General features: G+C 69.2%; 14 protein-coding genes and 3 tRNA genes. 12 read left to right on the top strand and 5 right to left on the bottom strand.

The genetic code is table 11. The features are described from left to right. Positions 1-86: 86 nt before the first annotated feature. Both ACQP2T_RS21680 and ACQP2T_RS21675 read left to right on the top strand, forming a co-directional pair. Positions 87-1,532, top strand: coding sequence for a non-reducing end alpha-L-arabinofuranosidase family hydrolase (locus ACQP2T_RS21680; RefSeq protein ID WP_433517918.1), 1,446 nt, complete (start codon positions 87-89; stop codon positions 1,530-1,532). A gap of 99 nt (positions 1,533-1,631) precedes the next feature. Continuing rightward, complete coding sequence (locus tag ACQP2T_RS21675; RefSeq protein ID WP_433517917.1) at positions 1,632-2,651, top strand: LacI family DNA-binding transcriptional regulator; 1,020 nt, start codon at positions 1,632-1,634, stop codon at positions 2,649-2,651. 48 nt (positions 2,652-2,699) lie between these two features. Here the strand turns inward: ACQP2T_RS21675 and ACQP2T_RS21670 are convergent, their stop codons facing one another. Further along, positions 2,700-3,725 carry a LacI family DNA-binding transcriptional regulator gene (locus ACQP2T_RS21670; RefSeq protein WP_433517916.1) on the bottom strand — a complete coding sequence of 342 codons (1,026 nt, stop codon included), beginning with the start codon at positions 3,723-3,725 and terminating at the stop codon, positions 2,700-2,702. A 123-nt stretch (positions 3,726-3,848) separates the two neighbouring features. Then, positions 3,849-4,907, bottom strand: coding sequence for an endo-1,4-beta-xylanase (locus ACQP2T_RS21665; RefSeq protein WP_433517915.1), 1,059 nt, complete (start codon positions 4,905-4,907; stop codon positions 3,849-3,851). Positions 4,908-5,561: 654 nt separating this feature from the next. On the opposite strand from ACQP2T_RS21665, the gene ACQP2T_RS21660 reads away from it, so the two are divergent. Next, complete coding sequence (locus tag ACQP2T_RS21660; RefSeq protein WP_433517914.1) at positions 5,562-6,803, top strand: cellulose binding domain-containing protein; 1,242 nt, start codon at positions 5,562-5,564, stop codon at positions 6,801-6,803. A 122-nt stretch (positions 6,804-6,925) separates the two neighbouring features. Continuing rightward, on the top strand, positions 6,926-8,320 hold the full coding sequence (locus ACQP2T_RS21655) for an arabinofuranosidase catalytic domain-containing protein (protein WP_433517913.1): 1,395 nt from the start codon (positions 6,926-6,928) through the stop codon (positions 8,318-8,320). Positions 8,321-8,741: 421 nt separating this feature from the next. Here the strand turns inward: ACQP2T_RS21655 and selD are convergent, their stop codons facing one another. Further along, on the bottom strand, positions 8,742-9,743 hold the full coding sequence (gene selD / locus ACQP2T_RS21650; RefSeq protein WP_433517912.1) for a selenide, water dikinase SelD: 1,002 nt from the start codon (positions 9,741-9,743) through the stop codon (positions 8,742-8,744). A gap of 18 nt (positions 9,744-9,761) precedes the next feature. On the opposite strand from selD, the gene ACQP2T_RS21645 reads away from it, so the two are divergent. From ACQP2T_RS21645 to ACQP2T_RS21625, 5 genes are all read left to right on the top strand, one after another. Further along, positions 9,762-9,855 (top strand) — tRNA-Sec (locus ACQP2T_RS21645). 26 nt (positions 9,856-9,881) lie between these two features. Beyond that, the gene (gene selA, locus ACQP2T_RS21640; RefSeq protein ID WP_433517911.1) at positions 9,882-11,162 is read left to right on the top strand and encodes an L-seryl-tRNA(Sec) selenium transferase; all 1,281 of its coding nucleotides are present in this window, start codon (positions 9,882-9,884) and stop codon (positions 11,160-11,162) included. Continuing rightward, positions 11,153-12,928, top strand: a complete 1,776-nt coding sequence (gene selB, locus ACQP2T_RS21635; protein WP_433517910.1) for a selenocysteine-specific translation elongation factor — start codon at positions 11,153-11,155, stop codon at positions 12,926-12,928. Before selA ends, selB begins: the two co-directional genes overlap by 10 nt. A 90-nt stretch (positions 12,929-13,018) precedes the next feature. Further along, positions 13,019-13,114 (top strand) — tRNA-Sec (locus tag ACQP2T_RS21630). 20 nt (positions 13,115-13,134) lie between these two features. Beyond that, positions 13,135-13,593 carry a rhodanese-like domain-containing protein gene (locus ACQP2T_RS21625; protein WP_433517909.1) on the top strand — a complete coding sequence of 153 codons (459 nt, stop codon included), beginning with the start codon at positions 13,135-13,137 and terminating at the stop codon, positions 13,591-13,593. Between the two features lie 68 nt (positions 13,594-13,661). Here the strand turns inward: ACQP2T_RS21625 and ACQP2T_RS21620 are convergent. Continuing rightward, positions 13,662-13,735, bottom strand: a tRNA-Leu gene (locus ACQP2T_RS21620). A 393-nt stretch (positions 13,736-14,128) separates the two neighbouring features. Between ACQP2T_RS21620 and ACQP2T_RS21615 the strand changes: the two genes are divergently transcribed. From ACQP2T_RS21615 to ACQP2T_RS21605, 3 genes are all read left to right on the top strand, one after another. Then, complete coding sequence (locus ACQP2T_RS21615) at positions 14,129-14,500, top strand: YciI family protein (protein ID WP_363997830.1); 372 nt, start codon at positions 14,129-14,131, stop codon at positions 14,498-14,500. Positions 14,501-14,580: 80 nt separating this feature from the next. Next, complete coding sequence (locus tag ACQP2T_RS21610; protein ID WP_433517908.1) at positions 14,581-15,414, top strand: thioredoxin domain-containing protein; 834 nt, start codon at positions 14,581-14,583, stop codon at positions 15,412-15,414. After that, positions 15,411-16,223: a cytochrome c biogenesis CcdA family protein gene (locus ACQP2T_RS21605; protein WP_433517907.1), complete on the top strand. Its 813-nt coding sequence runs from the start codon at positions 15,411-15,413 to the stop codon at positions 16,221-16,223. The genes ACQP2T_RS21610 and ACQP2T_RS21605 overlap by 4 nt, the downstream gene beginning before the upstream one ends. A gap of 12 nt (positions 16,224-16,235) precedes the next feature. Here the strand turns inward: ACQP2T_RS21605 and ACQP2T_RS21600 are convergent, their stop codons facing one another. After that, positions 16,236-18,563 (bottom strand): FHA domain-containing protein, encoded by a 2,328-nt coding sequence (locus tag ACQP2T_RS21600; protein ID WP_433517906.1) that lies wholly within the window; start codon positions 18,561-18,563, stop codon positions 16,236-16,238. Positions 18,564-18,581: the final 18 nt, after the last annotated feature.

Here is an 18,581-nt window from a genome sequence, read left to right as displayed (position 1 = left end):
TCAACGGCGGCTCTCCCAACCCGGGGCCGATCGACACCAACGCCTGATACGTGCAACCGTCCGAGCCGGATAAATCGGAGCACATCGTGAAAATGAGAATCTTGGCCGTCCTCACGACGGTGGCCACCTTACTGGCGGGCCTGCTCGTCGCCGGTCAGTCCGCCGACGCGGCAACCGTCGACCCCAACGCCTGGTACGTCCTGGTCAACCGCAACAGCGGCAAGGCCTTGGACGTCTACAACCAGTCCACCGCCGACGGCGGCCGCATCACCCAGTGGACCCGTAACAACGGCAACCAGCAGCAATGGCAGTTCATCGACTCCGGCGGCGGCTACTACCGCCTCAAGTCCCGCCACTCCGGCAAAGTCCTGGACGTCTACAACTTCTCCACCGCCAACGGCGGCTCCATCGTCCAATGGACCGACGGCAACGGCACCAACCAGCAATGGAAACTCGCCGACAGCTCGGACGGCTACGTGAGGCTCATCTCGCGCCACAGCAACAAAGCCCTCGAAGTACAGGGCGCCTCCACCACCGACGGCGCCAATATCGTCCAATACGACGACTGGGGCGGCAACAACCAACAATGGCAACTCGTCCCAGTAGGCGGCGGCAACCCCGGTACGTGCGATCTTCCGTCGACGTACCGCTGGACATCGACGGGCCAGCTGGCCAGCCCGAAGTCGGGGTGGGTCTCGCTCAAGGACTTCACCGTCGCCCCTTACAACGGCAGGCATCTCGTCTACGCGACGACGCACGACACGGGGACGAGGTGGGGTTCGATGAACTTCGGCCTCTTCACCAACTGGTCCGACATGGCCTCGGCAGGCCAGAACACGATGTCTTCTTCGACTGTCGCGCCGACGCTTCTCTACTTCGCCCCGAAGAACATCTGGGTGCTCGCCTACCAGTGGGGTGGGACCGCCTTCTCCTACCGGACCTCCAGCGACCCCACCAACCCGAACGGCTGGTCAGCGCAGCAGGTGCTCTTCTCCGGCAGCATCTCCGGCTCCAGCACAGGACCCATCGACCAGACACTCATCGGTGACAGTACGAACATGTATCTGTTCTTCGCCGGGGACAACGGCAAGATCTACCGCGCCAGTATGCCCATCGGGAACTTCCCGGGCAGTTTCGGCACCACATCGACGGTGGTGATGAGCGACACCACGAACAACCTGTTCGAAGCCGTTCAGGTCTACCAGCTCCAGGGCCAGAACCGATACCTCATGCTCGTCGAGGCGATCGGCTCGCAGGGCCGCTACTTCCGCTCGTTCACGGCCACCAGCCTGAGCGGTACGTGGACACCGCAGGCCGCGACCGAGGGCAATCCCTTCGCCGGCAAGGCCAACAGCGGCGCCACCTGGACCAACGACATCAGCCACGGCGAACTGATCCGCACCAGCGCCGATCAGACCATGACCGTCGATCCCTGCAATCTGCGATTGCTCTACCAGGGACGCAACCCCAACTCCGGCGGCGACTACGGTCTCCTGCCCTACCGGCCGGGTCTGCTGACACTGCAGCGCTGATGGCGTGACACGGGAGAGACGACTCTGAAGGGCACGGAGGTCTTGATCTTGCGAGACGCGGCAAGCCGCCTGTCGGCCCTGCGTAGCTAGACTGCGGCCATGACCACGGAGTCGTCTCCCCTCACCATCGCCCAGCTCGCCGAGCTGGCCGGAGTCTCCACCGCGACGGTCTCCAAGGTAGTGAACGGCCGATCCGCGGTGTCGTCCGAAACCCGCGCCGCCGTGGAAAAGCTCATCCGCCAGCACGGCTACCGGCGGCAGCGCCGCCGGTCCACCTCGATGGCCGTGGTGGAGCTGGTCTTCCACGCGTTGGAGGGCGACTATCCCGTCGAGATCACCAACGGCGTGGCGGAGGTGGCGCGTGAGCACGAGCTCATGGTGGCGATATCGGGCCTCCGCCGCGACCACACCGCTGGAGACGCCTGGGTGGAGGGCGTGCTGCGACGCCGTCCGAGCGGAGTGATCGCCGTGTTCTCCGGTCTGACGGAGGCCCAGCACGAACAGCTCACCCGCCGCGAGATCCCGCTGGTCCTGCTGGATCCGGCCGACGCTCCCGGCAAGAACATCCCGTCGATCGGTGCGGGCAACTGGAACGGCGGGCTTTCGGCCACCCGGCATCTCTTAGAGCTCGGGCATCGCCGCATCGCCATCATCACCGGGCCGGACTCCGCGCTGTCCAGCCGGGCCCGTCTCGACGGCTACCGCACCGCCCTGGACATGGCCGGTGTGCCTGTCGACCAGCGGTTGGTCGCCCGTGGGGACTTTTTCATCGAGGGCGGTCTGGCAGCGGCGCAACGCCTGTTGCGCCTGCCCGACCGGCCGACCGCGATCTTCGCCACGAACGACGGTCAGGCCATCGGCGTCTATCACGCGGCGCATCAGCTCGGCCTGCGCGTTCCGGACGATCTCAGCGTGATCGGCTTCGACGACATGCCTTCGGTACGGTGGGCCATCCCGCCGCTGACCACCATCCGCCAGCCCCTCAGGCAGATGGCCGCCGCGGCCACCTCGATGGTGCTGAAGCTCGCCCATGGCGAGCCGCTGTCACACAGCCGCATCGAACTCGCCACCGAGCTCGTCGTCCGCGACAGCACCGCCCCTCCCCCACGCTTGAGCTGAAGCCTGGCCTCCGGGGCAGCGGGGCGGCCGCCTGCTCGCAGGTGAGCGTCAGGCCGGCGGCGGGCCGCTGCTCTCCCGCGCGATCAGCTCCGGCTCGTTCCAGGTCGGAAGGGACAGGGCGGCTTCCCGCTGCAGCCTGCGCAGCAGCAGGCCGAAACACGCGCGGCCGAGACCCTCGAAGTCGAGCCGTACGGTGGTGAGCGAGGGGTGGAGGTAGGCCGACGCCGGGCTGTCGTCGAAGCCGACAACGCTGAGGTCGCCGGGGATATCCCGGCCGGCCTCGCGCGCGGCCCGCATGACGCCCAGGGCAATGTCGTCGTTGCCGCACAGGATGGCGGTCACCGAGTGGTCCGCCAGCACGGAGCGCACCGCGAGGTATCCGGAACGGGGAGTCCAGCCGGCCTGCAGGGGCTCGGGCAGAGGTCGTCCGCTCGCCCGCAGCGCGTCCTGCCAGCCACGGGTCCGCTGCGAAAGCGCACTGGTGGAGGAGGGGATGGCCATGTAGTGGACGGTCTTGTGCCCCAGGCTCAGCAGGTGGCGCGTCGCGTGCGCCGCCGCGGCGCGGTCATCCAACCAGACCTGCCATGAGTCGTCGCCCGAGCCGTTGTCGGGGCGTTCAACCGCGGCTGTCACCAGCACGTCCGGCGGCAGTGCGCGTAGCGCGCACACGCCGGGGCCGTCGTAGGCGATCACCATGACGGGCTCCTGGGGGCCGTTGAGGCGCAGAGCGATGTCGTTGCTCGCGCCCGGTTCCAGCACGCTGATGCCCATCGAGAAGCCGGCCGCCCTGGCCGCCTCCTCCATGCCGCGCAGCGTGGCGGCGGCGCCGAACAGGGCGGTGTCCGAGGTGAGCACGGTGACCCAGCTCACCGGGCCGCCGGCCAGCGTACGGGCGAACCGGTTGGGCCGGTAGCCGAGCTCGGCGATGACCCGCATCACCTTGGCACGGGTCGACTCGCTCACGCGGGTCTTGTCGTTGATGACGCGGGAGACGGTCTGCTGGGAGACGCCGGCCACCCGGGCGACATCCCAGATGCTCGCGGATCGGCCTGGAGGAGTGTCCTTCGGTGGCATGTGACCGGTAACCCCCAAAGATGTCGAGGGCCTTCACGTTGTAGGTGCCGGCCGCCTCCGTCAAGGGATGACGGAGGGAGCCGGTCCGCGCGGGTTTCCGCGAACCGGCTCTCGGAGGGTTGGTCAGCTACGGATCGTGCCGCCGCCCATGGGAGGCGGGGTGGAGCCGCCGTTGAGGATGTTCAGGACGGCGTTGTAGGCGGGTTTCTTGTTGTAGTTGCCGTCGAAGAGCAGGGGTGTGTCGCCGCTGCGCCATGAGTATTTGTCGGTGACGCCCCAGACGGTGATGCCGGTGCAGCGGGAAACCGCCATGCAGGCCTGGGTGACACGGCGGTAGGCGTCGGCCTGGGCCGAGCCGGAGCCGCCGATGTCCAGTTCGGTGATCTGCACGTCCACGCCGAGCGCGGCGAACTGGGCGATGTTCTGCCGGTAGTTGGCGGGCGGGTTCCCGAAGTGCGACTGCAGGCCCACGCAGTCGATGGGCACGCCGCGGGCTTTGAAGTCGCGAACCATGTTGTAGACGCCGCGGGTCTTGCTGGCGTTGGCGTCGTCGATGTTGTAGTCGTTGTAGCAGAGCTTGACGTTGGGGTCCGCGGCGCGTGCGGCGCGGAATGCCTCTTCGATGAAGCCGTTGCCGAGCTTCTGGGTGAACACCGAGTTGCGCAGCGTCCCGACCGCGCCACCGTCGGCGAAGGCCTCGTTGACCACGTCCCAGGCGTAGATCTTGCCCTTGTAGTGGCCCATCACCTGGTTGATGTGGTTGATCATCGCCGAGCGCAGGTCGCCGGCCGACATGTTGCCGTTCACCCACCCGGGCAGTTGAGAGTGCCAGACCAGGGTGTGGCCGCGGATCTTCATGCCTTTGCTCATGGCGTGGTTGGCGATCTGGTCGGCCGGGCCCCAGTTGAACGAGCCGCGGGAGGGTTCGATGGGGCCCCACTTCATCTCGTTCTCGGGGGTGACTGCGTTGAACTCTCTGTCCCACGTCGTCACATACGCCGACTCGCCGAGATGACCGGCCGCCACCGCGGCGCCGAAATAGCGCCCGCTTTGCGCCGCCGCCGCGCCCAATGTTCCCGCGGCGGCGCCTGCGGGAGTGGTGACAGCCAGTGCGGTGAGTACGCCGATTGCGCCGGCGAGCAGCGCTCGGGCGCCCGATGCGAGTTTGTGCTTTTCACTCATGTCTGAGCCTCCGCTAGGGGATGCGAGAGAGGGTTCAGAAATACGCGCGAACCAGCACGCGGCCTGCCGCCTGGACCGCGTCACGGGCTGCGCTCCTGCCGTCCGCCACCGACCTCGGCAGAAGGCAGCCCGTTCGGGGACTCAGTGTGGAAACCGATCCGAAACATGTCAAGGTTAATCCGAAAGTTTCGCCACTCCCCTCGTGACCGCCGTCCTCTCGCCTTATGGAGAGGCTGCCGCGACACTGCGCGTTCGCGGTGGCCCTGCCACCGACAGCGGTGATGAACGTTTCATCAACGCCGGGCTGGTGTACGGCGACTCATCCCCGACCGGCGAAAGGAGCTATATCCCAGCACCCGCACCATTTGCGCCTTGATGGGCGGCAGTCCTTTCGCGCGGCTCCATCAGCGACCAGCACGGCTGGTCCTTGACATGCTCCGGGAAATCTCTAGAGCTTGTGTTACCGATAACGCAAGCCCAGCACGACCGCGTTCGCCACCGCCAGCGGCAAACTTCGACACCAGCGAGCGGGCTGAGGTGTGGTGCGGCGTACCGACCGCCGACGCCCGCACCCTCGCGACCGTTCCTCCCATCGACGTACGCCGATATCGGGTCGGCAGAGGGAGTTTCACGATGTCAAGACATAGACCCTTAGTGGCCGCCTTAGCGGTCGTGGTACTCGCCGTTCTGGTGGCCGCAGGTGGCCCGGCACTGAGCGCCAGCCTCAGCACGACCACCACGGACACGGTCAGCGCCCTGGCGCCCTCCACGGGATGTGGCAAGGCACCAGGGCTGGCGAGCGGTACGCGTTCGATCCAGACCAGCGGCAAGAATCGCAGTTACATTCTCAAGATCCCCGACAACTACGACATGAACCACCCCTACCGGCTGATCTTCGGGCTCCACTGGCTGGGCGGCACCGCCACCGACGTCGCCACGGGCCAGACCGTACAACGGGATGTCTGGGCCTACTACGGCCTGCAGCGCCTGGCGAACAACAGCACGATCTTCGTCGCGCCTCAGGGCTTCAACAACGGCTGGGGCAATTCCAACGGTGAAGACCTGACCTTCGTCGACGACGTGGTCAGGCAGGTCGAGGGAGCTCTCTGCGTCGACACCACGCAGCTGTTCGCGACGGGTTTCAGCTACGGCGGCGCCATGTCGTACGCGATCGCGTGCTCCCGGGCGAACGTCTTCCGCGCGGTCGCGGTCCAGTCCGGCGGCCAGCTCAGCGGCTGCGTCGGCGGCACCCAGCCCATCGCCTACATGGGGATCCACGGCATCAGGGACAACGTGCTCAACATCTCCGGCGGACGATCTCTTCGTGACCGGTTCGTCAGGAACAACGACTGCACCGCCCAGAACCCGCCCGAGCCGGCGCAAGGCAGCCTGACGCACAGAGTCACGACCTACTCGGGTTGCTCGGCCGGGCATCCGGTCGTATGGGCCGCGTTCGACGAAGGTCACATCGCCGCGCCGCAGGACGGGGCCGGCGGCGACAGCGGCTCCAGGACCTGGGTTCCGGCGGAGGTGTGGAAGTTCTTCACCCAGTTCCAGAGCGGGCCGACACCGACGCCGACTCCCACGCCGACCCCCGTTCCGGGTGCGTGTTCGGCCACGGTCGAGACGGTCAACAGCTGGGAGGGCGGCTTCCAGTCGACGGTGACGGTCCGGGCGGGCAACGCACCGGTCGACGGCTGGACCGTGACGTGGACGTGGCCTGGCGGGCAGAGCATCAGCAGCCTGTGGAACGGCACGCAGAGCGGCTCCGGCTCCGCCGTGACGGTCCGCAACGCCGCCTACAACGGCTCCATCGCCGCTGGCGCGTCCACCACCTTCGGCTTCACCGCCAACGGCACCGCGGCCACTCCCACCGCCACCTGCACAGCCCCGTAGCGACGCCGGTCGATCACGATCGGCCGGCGTGTTCGCGAGCGGAAAGCCCTGCCCGCACAGAGAACGTCACATCTCACGGAAAGTAAGCAACCATGCGACAGGTCAGCTCTTTACGCCGCCGAGTGGCGATCTCGGCTGCCGCCGTCGTCGCGCTGTCGACAGCCGGTGTCGGTATGGCCGCGGCGCGCGTCGCATCAGCGGCCGCGGCGGGATGCCAGGTCGCCTACACGGTGACCAACCAGTGGTCCGGAGGCTTCGGCGCGAACGTCAGCGTCACCAATCTCGGTGATCCCATCAACGGCTGGAAACTGACCTGGACGTTCCCCGCCGGGCAGGCCATCACCCAGCTGTGGAACGGCTCCTACACCCAGTCCGGCGCACAGGTCACCGTAGCCAACGTGGACTACAACGGCACCATCCCCAGCGGCGGCAGCACCGGCTTCGGGTTCAACGGCAGCTGGAACGGCTCCAACCCGGTGCCGTCGAGCTTCGCCCTGAACGGCGTCACCTGCACCGGCGACGTCTCCACCCCCACTCCCCCGGTCACGCCGCCACCGTCGTCGAATCAGCCGTGCGACATCTACGCCACGGGCGGCACGCCGTGCGTGGCGGCGCACAGCACGACCCGTGCCCTGTACGCCTCCTACAACGGCCCGCTCTACCAGGTGCGCCGCGCCTCCGACAACACCACCCGGGACATCGGAGTGCTGAGCGCGGGCGGCGGCGCCAACGCCGCGGCACAGGATTCGTTCTGCGCCGGCACGACCTGCCTCATCACCATCATTTACGACCAGTCGGGTCGTAACAACCGCCTCACCCAGGCGCCCCCAGGCGGATTCCCCGGCCCGGCTCCTGGCGGGTACGACAACCTCGCGAACGCCACCAAGGCACCGACCACGGTCTACGGCGGCAAAGCGTACGGTGTCTACGTGGATCCCGGCGTCGGATACCGCAACAACACCACCAACGGCATCGCCAAGGGAGATCAGCCCGAGGGGATGTACGCCATCTTCGACGGCACGCACTACAACGGCGGCTGCTGCTTCGACTACGGCAACGCCGAGACCAACAGCCGCGACAACGGCAACGGCACCATGGAGGCCATCTACTTCGGGAACATCAAGGTCTGGGGCTACGGCGCCGGCAACGGCCCCTGGATCATGGCCGACCTCGAGAACGGCCTGTTCTCCGGGGTGAACCAGAAGTACAACGCCAACGACCCGAGCATCAGCCACCGCTACCTGACGGCCATCATCAAGGGCGAGCCGAACCACTGGTCGATCCGGGGCGGCAACGCGCAGTCGGGCGGCGTGTCGACCTTCTACAACGGGCCACGGCCCAATGTCGCGGGTTACAACCCGATGAAGAAGGAGGGGGCCATCATCCTCGGGATCGGCGGCGACAACAGCCACGGCGCGGCCGGCACCTTCTACGAGGGCGTGATGACCTCCGGCTATCCGTCGGACGCCACCGAGAACGCGGTCCAGGCCAACATCGTCGCCGCCGGCTACCGGTGAATCGTCCTCGGTAGAAGGGCATCCGCGTGCCGCTCCAGGGACACACAGAAGACCCGGAACAATTGCAGGGTCGATACTCTGTCCCGCGGGCATCAGAAACTTCGTCAAGTCGGCGCTGGGACCTGGCTATCGTCTCCAGGTCCCAGCTCGGGCCTGGTCGAAGCCGATCGGAAGGCGGCGGCATCCACCAGATCCTGCCGACAGGCGGCTTCGGCGCCCGCTACCCTGAGCACTTCCTCCCCACCTGGGACTGATCCTGTCTCGGTGTGCATGCCTCGGACGACTGCCGTCGAGGCGGCCAGCGAGGCCGCGGCCAGCTGGCCGGGACGCCACTGGCCCGTTCGGCATCGTCCTGACGACGCCACACCTCACTCGGCGGCGGCGATGGCACCGCACAAGTCCACGCCCCAGGGGGACTGATCTATTTCACGATCAGCACCGACTCAGCGCGGGGGACGAGCTCGCCGATGATCGGGTGGCCCGGGATCTCGCCGGCGACGAGCAGCCCACCCGAGGTCTGTGCATCGGCCAGCAGCAGGCGTTCGTCTTCTGGAACGTCATCGAAGTCGCAGTGAGGCGCCACCCAGTCCAGGTTCCTGCGGGAGCCGCCGCTGACGTATCCATCACGGACGGCCTCACGGGCGCCCGCGACGTACGGTATCGCGGCGCTGTCGATGACGGCGGTAACCCCGCTCGCTCGGGCGAGCTTGTACAGGTGGCCAAGCAGACCGAAGCCGGTGACGTCGGTGGCACAGCGCACCCCCGACGCCACGGCCGCGCGGGCGGCGTCACGGTTGAGCGTCGTCATCACGACGATCGCCTCGGCGAACACCTCACCGGTGGCCTTGTGCCGGGTGTTCAGCACGCCCACGCCGAGCGGCTTCGTGAGGGTGAGCGGGACACCCGGCGCGCCGGCGTCCACGCGCAGCAGGCGGTCGGGGTGGGCGCGGCCGGTGACGGCGAGGCCGTACTTGGGGTGCGGGTCATCGATGCTGTGACCTCCTGCGAGATGGCAGTCGGCGGCCTGAGTGACGGCGAAGCCGCCGCGCAGCACCTCGCGAGCCAGTTCGAGGGGCAACACCCCGCGCGGCCAGCCGAGCAGGTTGAGCGCCATGACCGGCTCGCCACCAACGGCATATATATCGGACAGCGCGTTGGTGGCGGCGATCCGGCCGAAGTCGTAGGCGTCGTCAACGACTGGGGGGAAGAAGTCGGTCGTCGCCACCATGGCGTACGCGTCGCCCGGCACCTGGACCACGGCCGCGTCGTCCCCGTGGTCGATTCCCACGAGTAAGTCCCCGGCCGGAGATCCGCTGGAGCGGGTGCGGGCGAGCCCGGCCACCAGCGTCTCCAGCTCGTTGGGGGGTATCTTGCAGCTGCAGCCGCCGCCGGTGCCGTACTGCGTCAGTCTGAACTCTGTCATGCAACTATGATCACCTTTGGTGGCGTATAGGTGCCTGGTGGCCCTCCTGGTCTTCAAAACCAGTGGCGTTGAGGATCTCAGCGCGGCGGGTTCGATTCCCGTCCGCCTCCGCTCATCGAGCAGCGGGGGAAGCCGTCAGTGGATCTACGCAGTCGCGTGCCGCGAACCGACAGCATGTTGTCCGACCCGCGGCTCGTCGCCGCCCAGGAAGCACTCGGCCGCGAGTTGGTAAGGGCCGCGGTGCGGACGGCGCAGCAGCGTGTTCGCGTGGGCGGCCTCAAGCCGGACGAGGCGGTTGAGGCGGCGCTGTCCCTACTGCCGCGAACGGCCAGCGGCATCGGCTCTGTCATCAACGCCACCGGCGTGATCGTGCACACCAACCTGGGCCGGGCGCCGCTGTCCCGTGCCGCACTGGCGGCGATCGAAGCCGCCGCCGACTACGCCGACGTGGAGTTCGACCTGGCCGAGGGCGTGCGGGCGCGACGGGGCCGTACGGCGCTGGCGGCGCTGGCGGCGGAGGTCCCGGAGGCGGCGGCGGTCCATGTGGTCAACAACAACGCGGCGGCGCTCGTACTGACCGCGACCGCCCTGGCCCAGGGCAAGGAGATCGTCATCAGCCGCGGCGAGCTCGTGGAGATCGGTGACGGCTTTCGCATCCCAGAGCTCCTCCAGTCGACCGGCGCCAGGTTACGCGAGGTCGGCGCCACCAACCGGACGTCCCTGCGGGACTATCTGGACGCCTGCGGTCCGGAGACCGGCTTCATCCTCAAGGTGCACCCTTCCAACTTCCGCATCGAGGGCTTCACTTCCGAGGTGTCCGTCGCGGAGCTGGCCATGGCAGGCCCGCCGGTGGTCGCCGACATCGGCTCGGGACTCCTGCGAGCGGAGCCGCTGCTGCCCGGCGAGCCGGACGCCGCCGGCACCCTGCGCGCGGGAGCCGCGTTGGTCACCGCCAGCGGCGACAAGCTGCTGGGCGGCCCCCAGGCGGGTCTCCTGCTGGGCGACGCGGCGCTGGTGGACCGGCTGCGCCGCCACCCCCTCGCCCGGGCGCTGCGGGTGGACAAGCTCACCCTCGCCGCGTTGGAGGCCACGCTGTGCGGCCCGCGCCCGCCGGTGCAGGTCGCGCTGCACGTACCTGCCGAAGAGCTCGCCGAGCGCGCGCGGCGGCTGGCCGCGCGCCTGGGCGACCGCGCGGAAGTGGTCGAGACCGTCGCCAGGGTCGGCGGTGGTGGCGCTCCGGGAGTGGAACTGCCCAGCGCGGGCATCGCCGTGGACGGGAAACTCGCCGTGCGGCTGCGCACGGGCGCTCCCCCTGTGGTGGGCCGGGTCACCGGCGGGCGGCTGATCCTCGACCTGCGCGCGGTCGACCCCGGCCAGGATGAGATCATCGCCACGGCCGTGGAGCGCGCGTGTATGTGATCGCCACCGCCGGCCACATCGACCATGGGAAGTCGACGCTGGTCAGGGCACTGACAGGGATGGAGCCCGACCGCTGGGCGGAGGAACGGCGCCGCGGCATGACGATCGACCTCGGGTTCGCCTGGAGGACGCTGCCCGGGGGTGAGCGGATCGCGTTCGTCGATGTACCAGGGCATGAGCGGTTCGTGACCAACATGCTGGCCGGGGTAGGGCCGGTCCTGGCGGTGATGTTCGTCGTCGCTGCCGACGGTGGCTGGCAGGCTCAGTCCACCGAGCACCTGGCCGCGCTCGACGCCCTTGGCGTGCGGCACGGCCTCGTCGTCGTCACCCGCTGCGACCTGGCCGACCCGATGCCCGCGGTACGGCAGGCACGGGAGCGCCTCGACGGCACCGGGCTGGCGGGGGCCGAGATCGTGACAGTGAGCGGGCTGACCGGCGCGGGCCTTCCCGAACTGGAGGGGGCTTTGGCCGAGCTCGTCGCCGGGCTTCCCAGCCCGGACGTCGAGGGAGCGGTCCGGCTGTGGATCGACCGGGTGTTCACCGTCAAGGGTGCGGGGACCGTCGTCACCGGCACGCTCACTCAGGGGAGTCTCCGCACCGGCGACGAACTGGAAGTCGACGGCCACCGGGTCAGAGTCCGAGGGCTGCAGACGCTCAACCAGGAAACGGACGTGGTCCACGCGACCGCGCGGGTCGCCGTGAACCTCCGCGGCGTCGACCGTGCGGCCCTGTCCCGCGGCATGGCGCTGGTAACGCCTGACGCCTGGCTGCGGACCAAGGTCGCCGACGTCCGGCTGGCACCGGACTCGGGCCTACGCGGTGCGGCCACCCTGCATGTCGGATCGGCGGCCGTGCCTGTCCGCGTCCGGGCGCTGGGGGCCGGCACGGCCCGGCTCACGTTCGACCGGGCCCTGCCGCTCAGGACAGGCGATCGCGCCTTGCTCCGCGAACCGGGACGGCGCGAGATCATCGCCGGAGTACACGTGCTGGACGTGCGCCCGGCTCCGCTGCGGCGCCGGGGGGCCGCCGCCGCGCGGGCCGCCGAGCTCGGCGAGGCCGACCTGCCCGACTTCGTCGCCCTGTTGCGCTGGCATGGTGTGCTGTCAGGGGCCGAGCTGGCCGCGATGGGCTGCCCGCCGATCGGCGAGCCTGTGACCGGTGACTGGTTCGCCGACCCCGAGCACTGGTCGGCCCTGCGGCGCCGCCTCGCCGACCACGTCGCGCGCCGGCCCCCGCTCGATCCAGGGATCACGCTGGAGGCCGCCGCGCAGGTGCTCGGATTGCCGGACCGCAGGCTCGCGGAAGCGCTTGTCGCGCCGCCCCTGGCGCTCCGGTCGGGCCGCGTGGTGTCGGCCGGCGGCACTTTGCCCGCGCCCGTCGTCAAGGCGGTGGCCGAACTGACCGCCCACCTCGGCGAGCATCCGTTCGACGCCCCGACACCCGAGCGGCTCGCCGAGCTCGGCCTCACTGGCAAGGCCCTGGCGGCGGCGATCCGCTTCGGCACGCTGACATCGATCGGGAAGAACGTCGTGCTCCTGCCCGATGCGCTGGACCGGGCCACCGACATGCTGGCGCGGTTCGCCTCGCCGTTCACCGTCAGGGACGTGCGGCTCGCCCTGGCGACCAGCCGCCGTGTCGCCCTCTCCCTCCTCGAACACCTCGACGCGCGAGGCGTCACCCGGCGCATCAGCGACGACCTGCGGATCTGTCAGGCCCATCACGGCTCGGCGACGCCTCCGGCACGTACGGACGACCGCCCGCGCTGAGGGCGCCGGGAACCCCACGTCGGAGGGACTCCCAGGGCTGCTCCCGATGAGCGTCGAGGGTCACGCCCTCGCGGGGCTAAGATCATGAGCGGAGGCGTCTGGGCGCCCGGTGGCCCTGTCGGTCTTCAATAGCAACGGCGCCGAGCAGTTCGGAGCGGCGGGTTCGATCCCCGTCCGTCTCCGCCAGATCCCACCCCTGGAGTCTCGTGAGCATCGACACGCTACTGGCTCGGGCACGTGCCGGGCTGCACCGCCTACCGCCTACCGAGGCCTGCGCCGCCGCAGGCCGTGGCGCAGGCTTCATCGTGGACACCCGGCCAGAATTCCAGCGTCGCAGCGGCGGCGAGGTGCCCGGCGCCATCGTGATCGAACGCAACCATCTGGAGTGGCGGCTCGATCCGCGCTGCGACGCGCGGATCCCAGAGGCCACCTCGGCGAACATCCGCTGGATCATCCTGTGCGACGAGGGATACTCCTCCAGCCTCGCCGCCTCGTCCCTCAGGCAGATCGGGCTGGCGAACGCCACCGACGTGATCGGCGGCTTCCAGGCGTGGACCGCGGCCGGGCTCCAGGTCAGCCGGCTCGCCGCCCCTACCCGGCCGCGAGGTCCGGGTGAACCCGGCATCGACGCGATGCTGACGTCCGCCGAGCACGCATGTGGCTGATCGCCTCGCCGAGCACATGGATCACGGCAAGGGCGCGACCATCCGCGAAAAGTTCACCCTCTTCTGTGTGCCGCTCCAGGGATTCGAACCCTGAACCTCCGCCTCCTGAAGGCGGCGCCTCTGCCAGTTGGGCCAGAGCGGCTTGTTAGCCCCGGGCTCGGCTGGCGTGGGCCGAGCCCAGGGCTGGGGCTGTATCCAGCCGGGGGGCGCCATTCCCGTCGGCCAGACCGATGCCCGCGACCCTTTGTTCCGTGGGCCGTCGTCCGTGAGATGAAAAAAGCCGCCTCGGAAGGCTTCCGGGCGGCGTCGTCTCTTTGCGAGGGATCACCCGGAATCCGGACCCAGGAGCTCAGGAAGCAGTTCGAGCAACTTCGCGTAGGTCACTGCGCTGCCTTCCTGTCGTGGTGGACGCTGTCCACGGTAGCCGGGTGATCGCGACAGATGCCACGTATTTTCCGCCGGGGATGTCGAGGCCGCGCGGACAGCTTCGACATATTGGGTACCGACGCGGGACGCGACCACATGGAGGCCACCGGTGAAGTACCTCATCCTGATCTACAGCAACCCGACGAGCAGGGCGGTCTGGGAGACGCTGAACGACGAACAGCGCATGAACTTCGGGCGCGGCCACATGTCCTTCACCGAGGAGCTGGCCGCGTCCGGAGAGCTGATCGTTTCGGAGGGGCTGGCCGATGTGTCGACGGCCAAGCGGGTCGCGGTACGCGAGGGCAGGACGATGACGAGCGATGGGCCGTTCGCCGAGGTGAAGGAGCATTTGGCCGGGTTCTACCTGATCGAGTGCGACAGCATGGAGCGGGCGGTGGAGCTGGCCGCGAAGGTGCCCGACGCGGCCTTCAACGAGGTGGAGGTACGGCCGATCTTCGACATGAAGGTGCTTGAGCTGTAGGAGGCTTTGAGCCGTGGGGGACCTTGAGCTGTCGGAGGAACCAGCGGTGTGGGTGGCGGCGGGCTGGGATGATGCGGAAGGTGACCAAGGAATCCCCGGCCCCGCGCCGCCGGGTGCTGCTCGGCGCACTGACCGGCGCCGCCGTAGTGGCCGTGCTGGCGGTCGCCGCGCTGACGAACCAGGGCGAGCCCGCCGGACGAGCCGTCCCGGCGGCCGCGAGCTCGCGTGATTCCGCGAACGCGAGCGCGCACGCGAGCACGGGCACGGACCCGAGCACGAGCCCGAGCGCGAGCACAGGCGGTTCACCCACTCCGGCGGCTCCCACCGGCGGGCCCGAAGCGACCGCCACGCCCACCCCGACGAGTTCGGTGCAGGTCTGGGAAGGGCCGACCCCGCCACCCGTCGACCCGAACCTGTCCAAGGGCTCGGCGCAGGCACCGGTCACGATCGTCGAGTTCGGCGACTTCAAATGTCCCAACTGCCGCCGCTTCGCCCAGCGAATAGAGCCCGTGCTGAAGAGCCGCTACCTCGACACCGGCATCGTGCGGATGTTCTGGCGCGACTACCCGATCAGGGGACGCGACTCCGTACGCGCCGCCCTCGCCGCCCGCGCCGCGTCCCGGCAGGGCCGGTTCTGGGAGTTCCACGACTCCCTGTACGCGGGCGAGCGACCCCGGCTCTCCGACGCCGACCTGCGCTCCGTGGCCGCCAAGATCGGGCTCGACCTGGCCAGGTTCGACGCCGACCGCCGTGACGAGTCCGTACGCCGGGTCGTGGACGGCGACCTCGGCTTCGCGACCGAGCTCGGCCTGCCCGGCACGCCCGCGTTCCTGATCAACGGTGAGGTGCTGTTCGGCGCCCAGCCGGTGGCCGCGTTCGAGAAGGCGATCGAGAAGGCCCGCCGCGGCGGATGAGCGGCGTCGGCTATGCCGCCGCGTTCCTGGGCGGCCTGTTCTCGCTGGTCAGCCCGTGTGGGGCGCTGCTGATCCCGGCGTTCTTCGCCTACGCGTTCCCTGGCCGCCGCCAATTGGCCGGCCGCACCCTGCTGTTCTACGTGGGGCTGTGCGCCGTGCTGGTGCCGCTGGGGATGGGGTCGGCGCAGGTCAGCCGCCTGTTCTACGGCCATCAGGAGCTCCTGGTCACGGTCGCGGGATGGGCGCTGATCGGGCTGGGCGTGCTGCAGGTGGCCGGTCAGGGCTGGACGATCGGGCCGCTGGAGCGGTTGAAGGGGCATGTTCGAGGTGATTCGGCCGGAGCCGTGCTGGTTCTGGGGGCGGTGTCCGGGCTGGCGGGGTTCTGCGCGGGGCCGGTGCTGGGGGCGGTGCTCACGGTCGCGGCGGCCTCCGGCGACGGGCTGCGCGGAGCGGTGCTGCTGGCCGTCTACGCGGCGGGTATGGCGGCCCCGTTGTTCCTGCTCGCGGGCCTGTGGCAGCGCTACGACCTCGGCGGCCGGCGCTGGCTGCGCGGCCGCGGACTGCGGCTGGGAAGGCTGCGGGTGCACACCACCTCGCTGTTGTCGGGGCTGGTCTTCGGCGGGCTCGGGGTGCTGTTCCTGCTCTCCGACGGCACCCGCGGGCTGGCCCTGCCGATCCCCGAATCCTGGGAAGCCGGGCTGGAGGACCTCGCCGCGGCCGCCCAGGACGTACTGCCGGACCTGCTCGTCGTCGGGATCGCGGCGCTCGTCGTGGCCGCCGTCACCGCGTGGCGCCTCAAGCGCCGCTGACGGGCGCGGGGGTCACTTGCCGCGCATCACCGCCGGCTCATGGCGGCGCAGCATGCGGGCGACCAGGAAAGCGCAGACGACCGCGAGGATGGCCAGGACGCTCATGTCCAGGAACCAGGTGCCGAAGTCCTGGCTCCACAGGGGGTCCGGTGGATCCTGGATGTGCGGGATGAGCTGCCCCACGTCGAGCGTGCCCGCCAGCGCGGCCAGCGCCCAGCGAGCCGGTACGAGCCAGGAGATCTGCTCCATCACCGGCTTGCCGTCCAGGTGCACCAGCGCCCCGCAGAAGACCAGCTGGATCAGGGTGACGAGCACGAGCAGCGGCATGGTCATCTCGCTGGTCTTGGCCAGCGCGGAGATGAGCAGGCCCACGGTCATCGCGGTGAACGACAACAGCGCGACGGCGAGCGAGAGCTCGATCATCGGCGCGGTGAACACTCCCTTGTCGTACGTCGCGACATTCACCATCGCCACGTAGGTCAGCACGACGCCCTGTGTCACAGTGATCAGGCCGAGCACGAGCAGCTTGGAGCAGAGGTAGGCCGATCTGGACAGCCCGACCGCCCGTTCTCGTTGATAGATGGCGCGTTCCTTGACCAGTTCGCGCACCGAGTTCGCGGCGCCGGTGAGACAGCCGCCGATGCACAGGATCAGCAGCAGGTTCGCCGCGTTGCCGTTGCTGTTCGGCCGGCCCATCAGGTCACCGGTCGGGACGACGCGGGCCAGCAGGCCCATCACGATCGGCAGGGCGATGGTGATGCCGAGGAACAGCCGGTCCGCCACGATGCCGCGGCAGTAGCGGCGCACCAGCGTACTGAGCTGCTCGGGCCAGCTCTGCGGTTTCGGCGGGATCTCTCGCTGTACGGGACGTCCCGTCGAAACCGGCTCGATCATGTCGGCCGAGATGTACGTCTGATGCTGCGACGACCGCGCGTACTTGCCGGCCCAGTCCTTGGTCGCGTCGTCGAAGGCCAGGAAGACGTCGGCCCAGTCGGTGAAGCCGAGGAACGGCAGCGCCTCCTCGGGCGGACCGAAGTAGGCGATCTTCCCGCCCGGCGCCATCACCAGAAGCCGGTCACAGATGTCCAGATTGGCGACGCTGTGGGTGACCACGGCGACGGTACGGCCGTCGTCGGCCAGACCCCGCAGCATCTGCATCACCGACTTGTCCAGCCCCGGGTCCAGGCCGGAGGTCGGCTCGTCGAGGAACAGCAAAGACGGCTTGGTCAGCAACTCCAGGGCGACGCTGACCCGCTTGCGCTGGCCGCCGGACAGCGAGGAGATGCGGTTGTTCTTCCGATTTTCCAGCCCGAGCTGCTGGAGGACCTCGTCGACCCGCGCCTTCCGCTCGTGCTGCCTGGTGTCGTCGGGGAAGCGTAACTCCGCGGCGTAGATGAGGGCACGGCGCACGGTGAGCTGGCTGTGCAGGATGTCGTCCTGCGGCACGAGGCCGATCCGTGAGCGCAGCTCGGCGTAGTCGCGGTAGAGATCGCGCCCGTCGTACGTGACCACGCCCTGGTCGGCGGGGCGCAGCCCGGTGAGCGCGCGCAGCAGGGTGGACTTGCCCGAGCCGCTGGGGCCGATGATCGCCAGCAGGCACTTCTCGCCGACCGGAAACGACACATGGTCCAGGAGCACCTTGCCGTCCCCGACGGTGACAGTGAGTCCGTGTGCCTGGAGGCAGACCTCGCCGGTGTCGGCGTACTCCATGAGCGTGTCGCCCACGAGCTGGAACGTCGAGGTCCCGATGCCGATGAGATCGTCCGGGGAGACGCGGGCCCGCTGCACGTGCCGGCCGTTGACGTACGTTCCGAAACGGCTCCCCACGTCGACGATCTCGTGGACGCCGCCGGCGATCCGGAGCTCGGCGTGCCGGCGCGACACCCGCAGATCGCTGACCACCACATCGTTCTCGGGCGCCCGGCCGATGCGTACGACCCGCGCGCCGTCGAGACTCCTGACGGCGGCCGGCGCACGCCACTGCCCGCTGTGCGGGAAGCGGACCGTGGGCGTCGGCTGGATCTCGGGCGCGCCGCCTCCGTCTTCGGCGACGGTACGGAAGCTGACGAGCCCGCCCTCCGACGGGTGCCCGAGGCCGATCCTGGTTCCGGGACCGACGATGACCCGCTGGACGCGGTGGCCGCTCACATACGTGCCGTTGCTGCTGCCCGAGTCCTCCAGGATCCACTGACCGCCCTCGAAGCGCAGCATGGCATGCGTACGCGAGACGTGATCGGCGTCGATGACCACGTCCGACCCCGGATCACGGCCTAACCGGTATGAACGCCCTGGATCGAGGGTCACCGATGTGTCATGGCCTTCGACGACAAGCTGCGTCACGTGACCGCCTTTCCCACA

It is taken from the genome of Nonomuraea sp. CA-143628, from assembly GCF_050942315.1.
Taxonomy (GTDB): domain Bacteria; phylum Actinomycetota; class Actinomycetes; order Streptosporangiales; family Streptosporangiaceae; genus Nonomuraea.
Note: the sequence above shows the minus strand (reverse complement) of the source record. Positions and strands in the feature narration are given on the sequence as shown.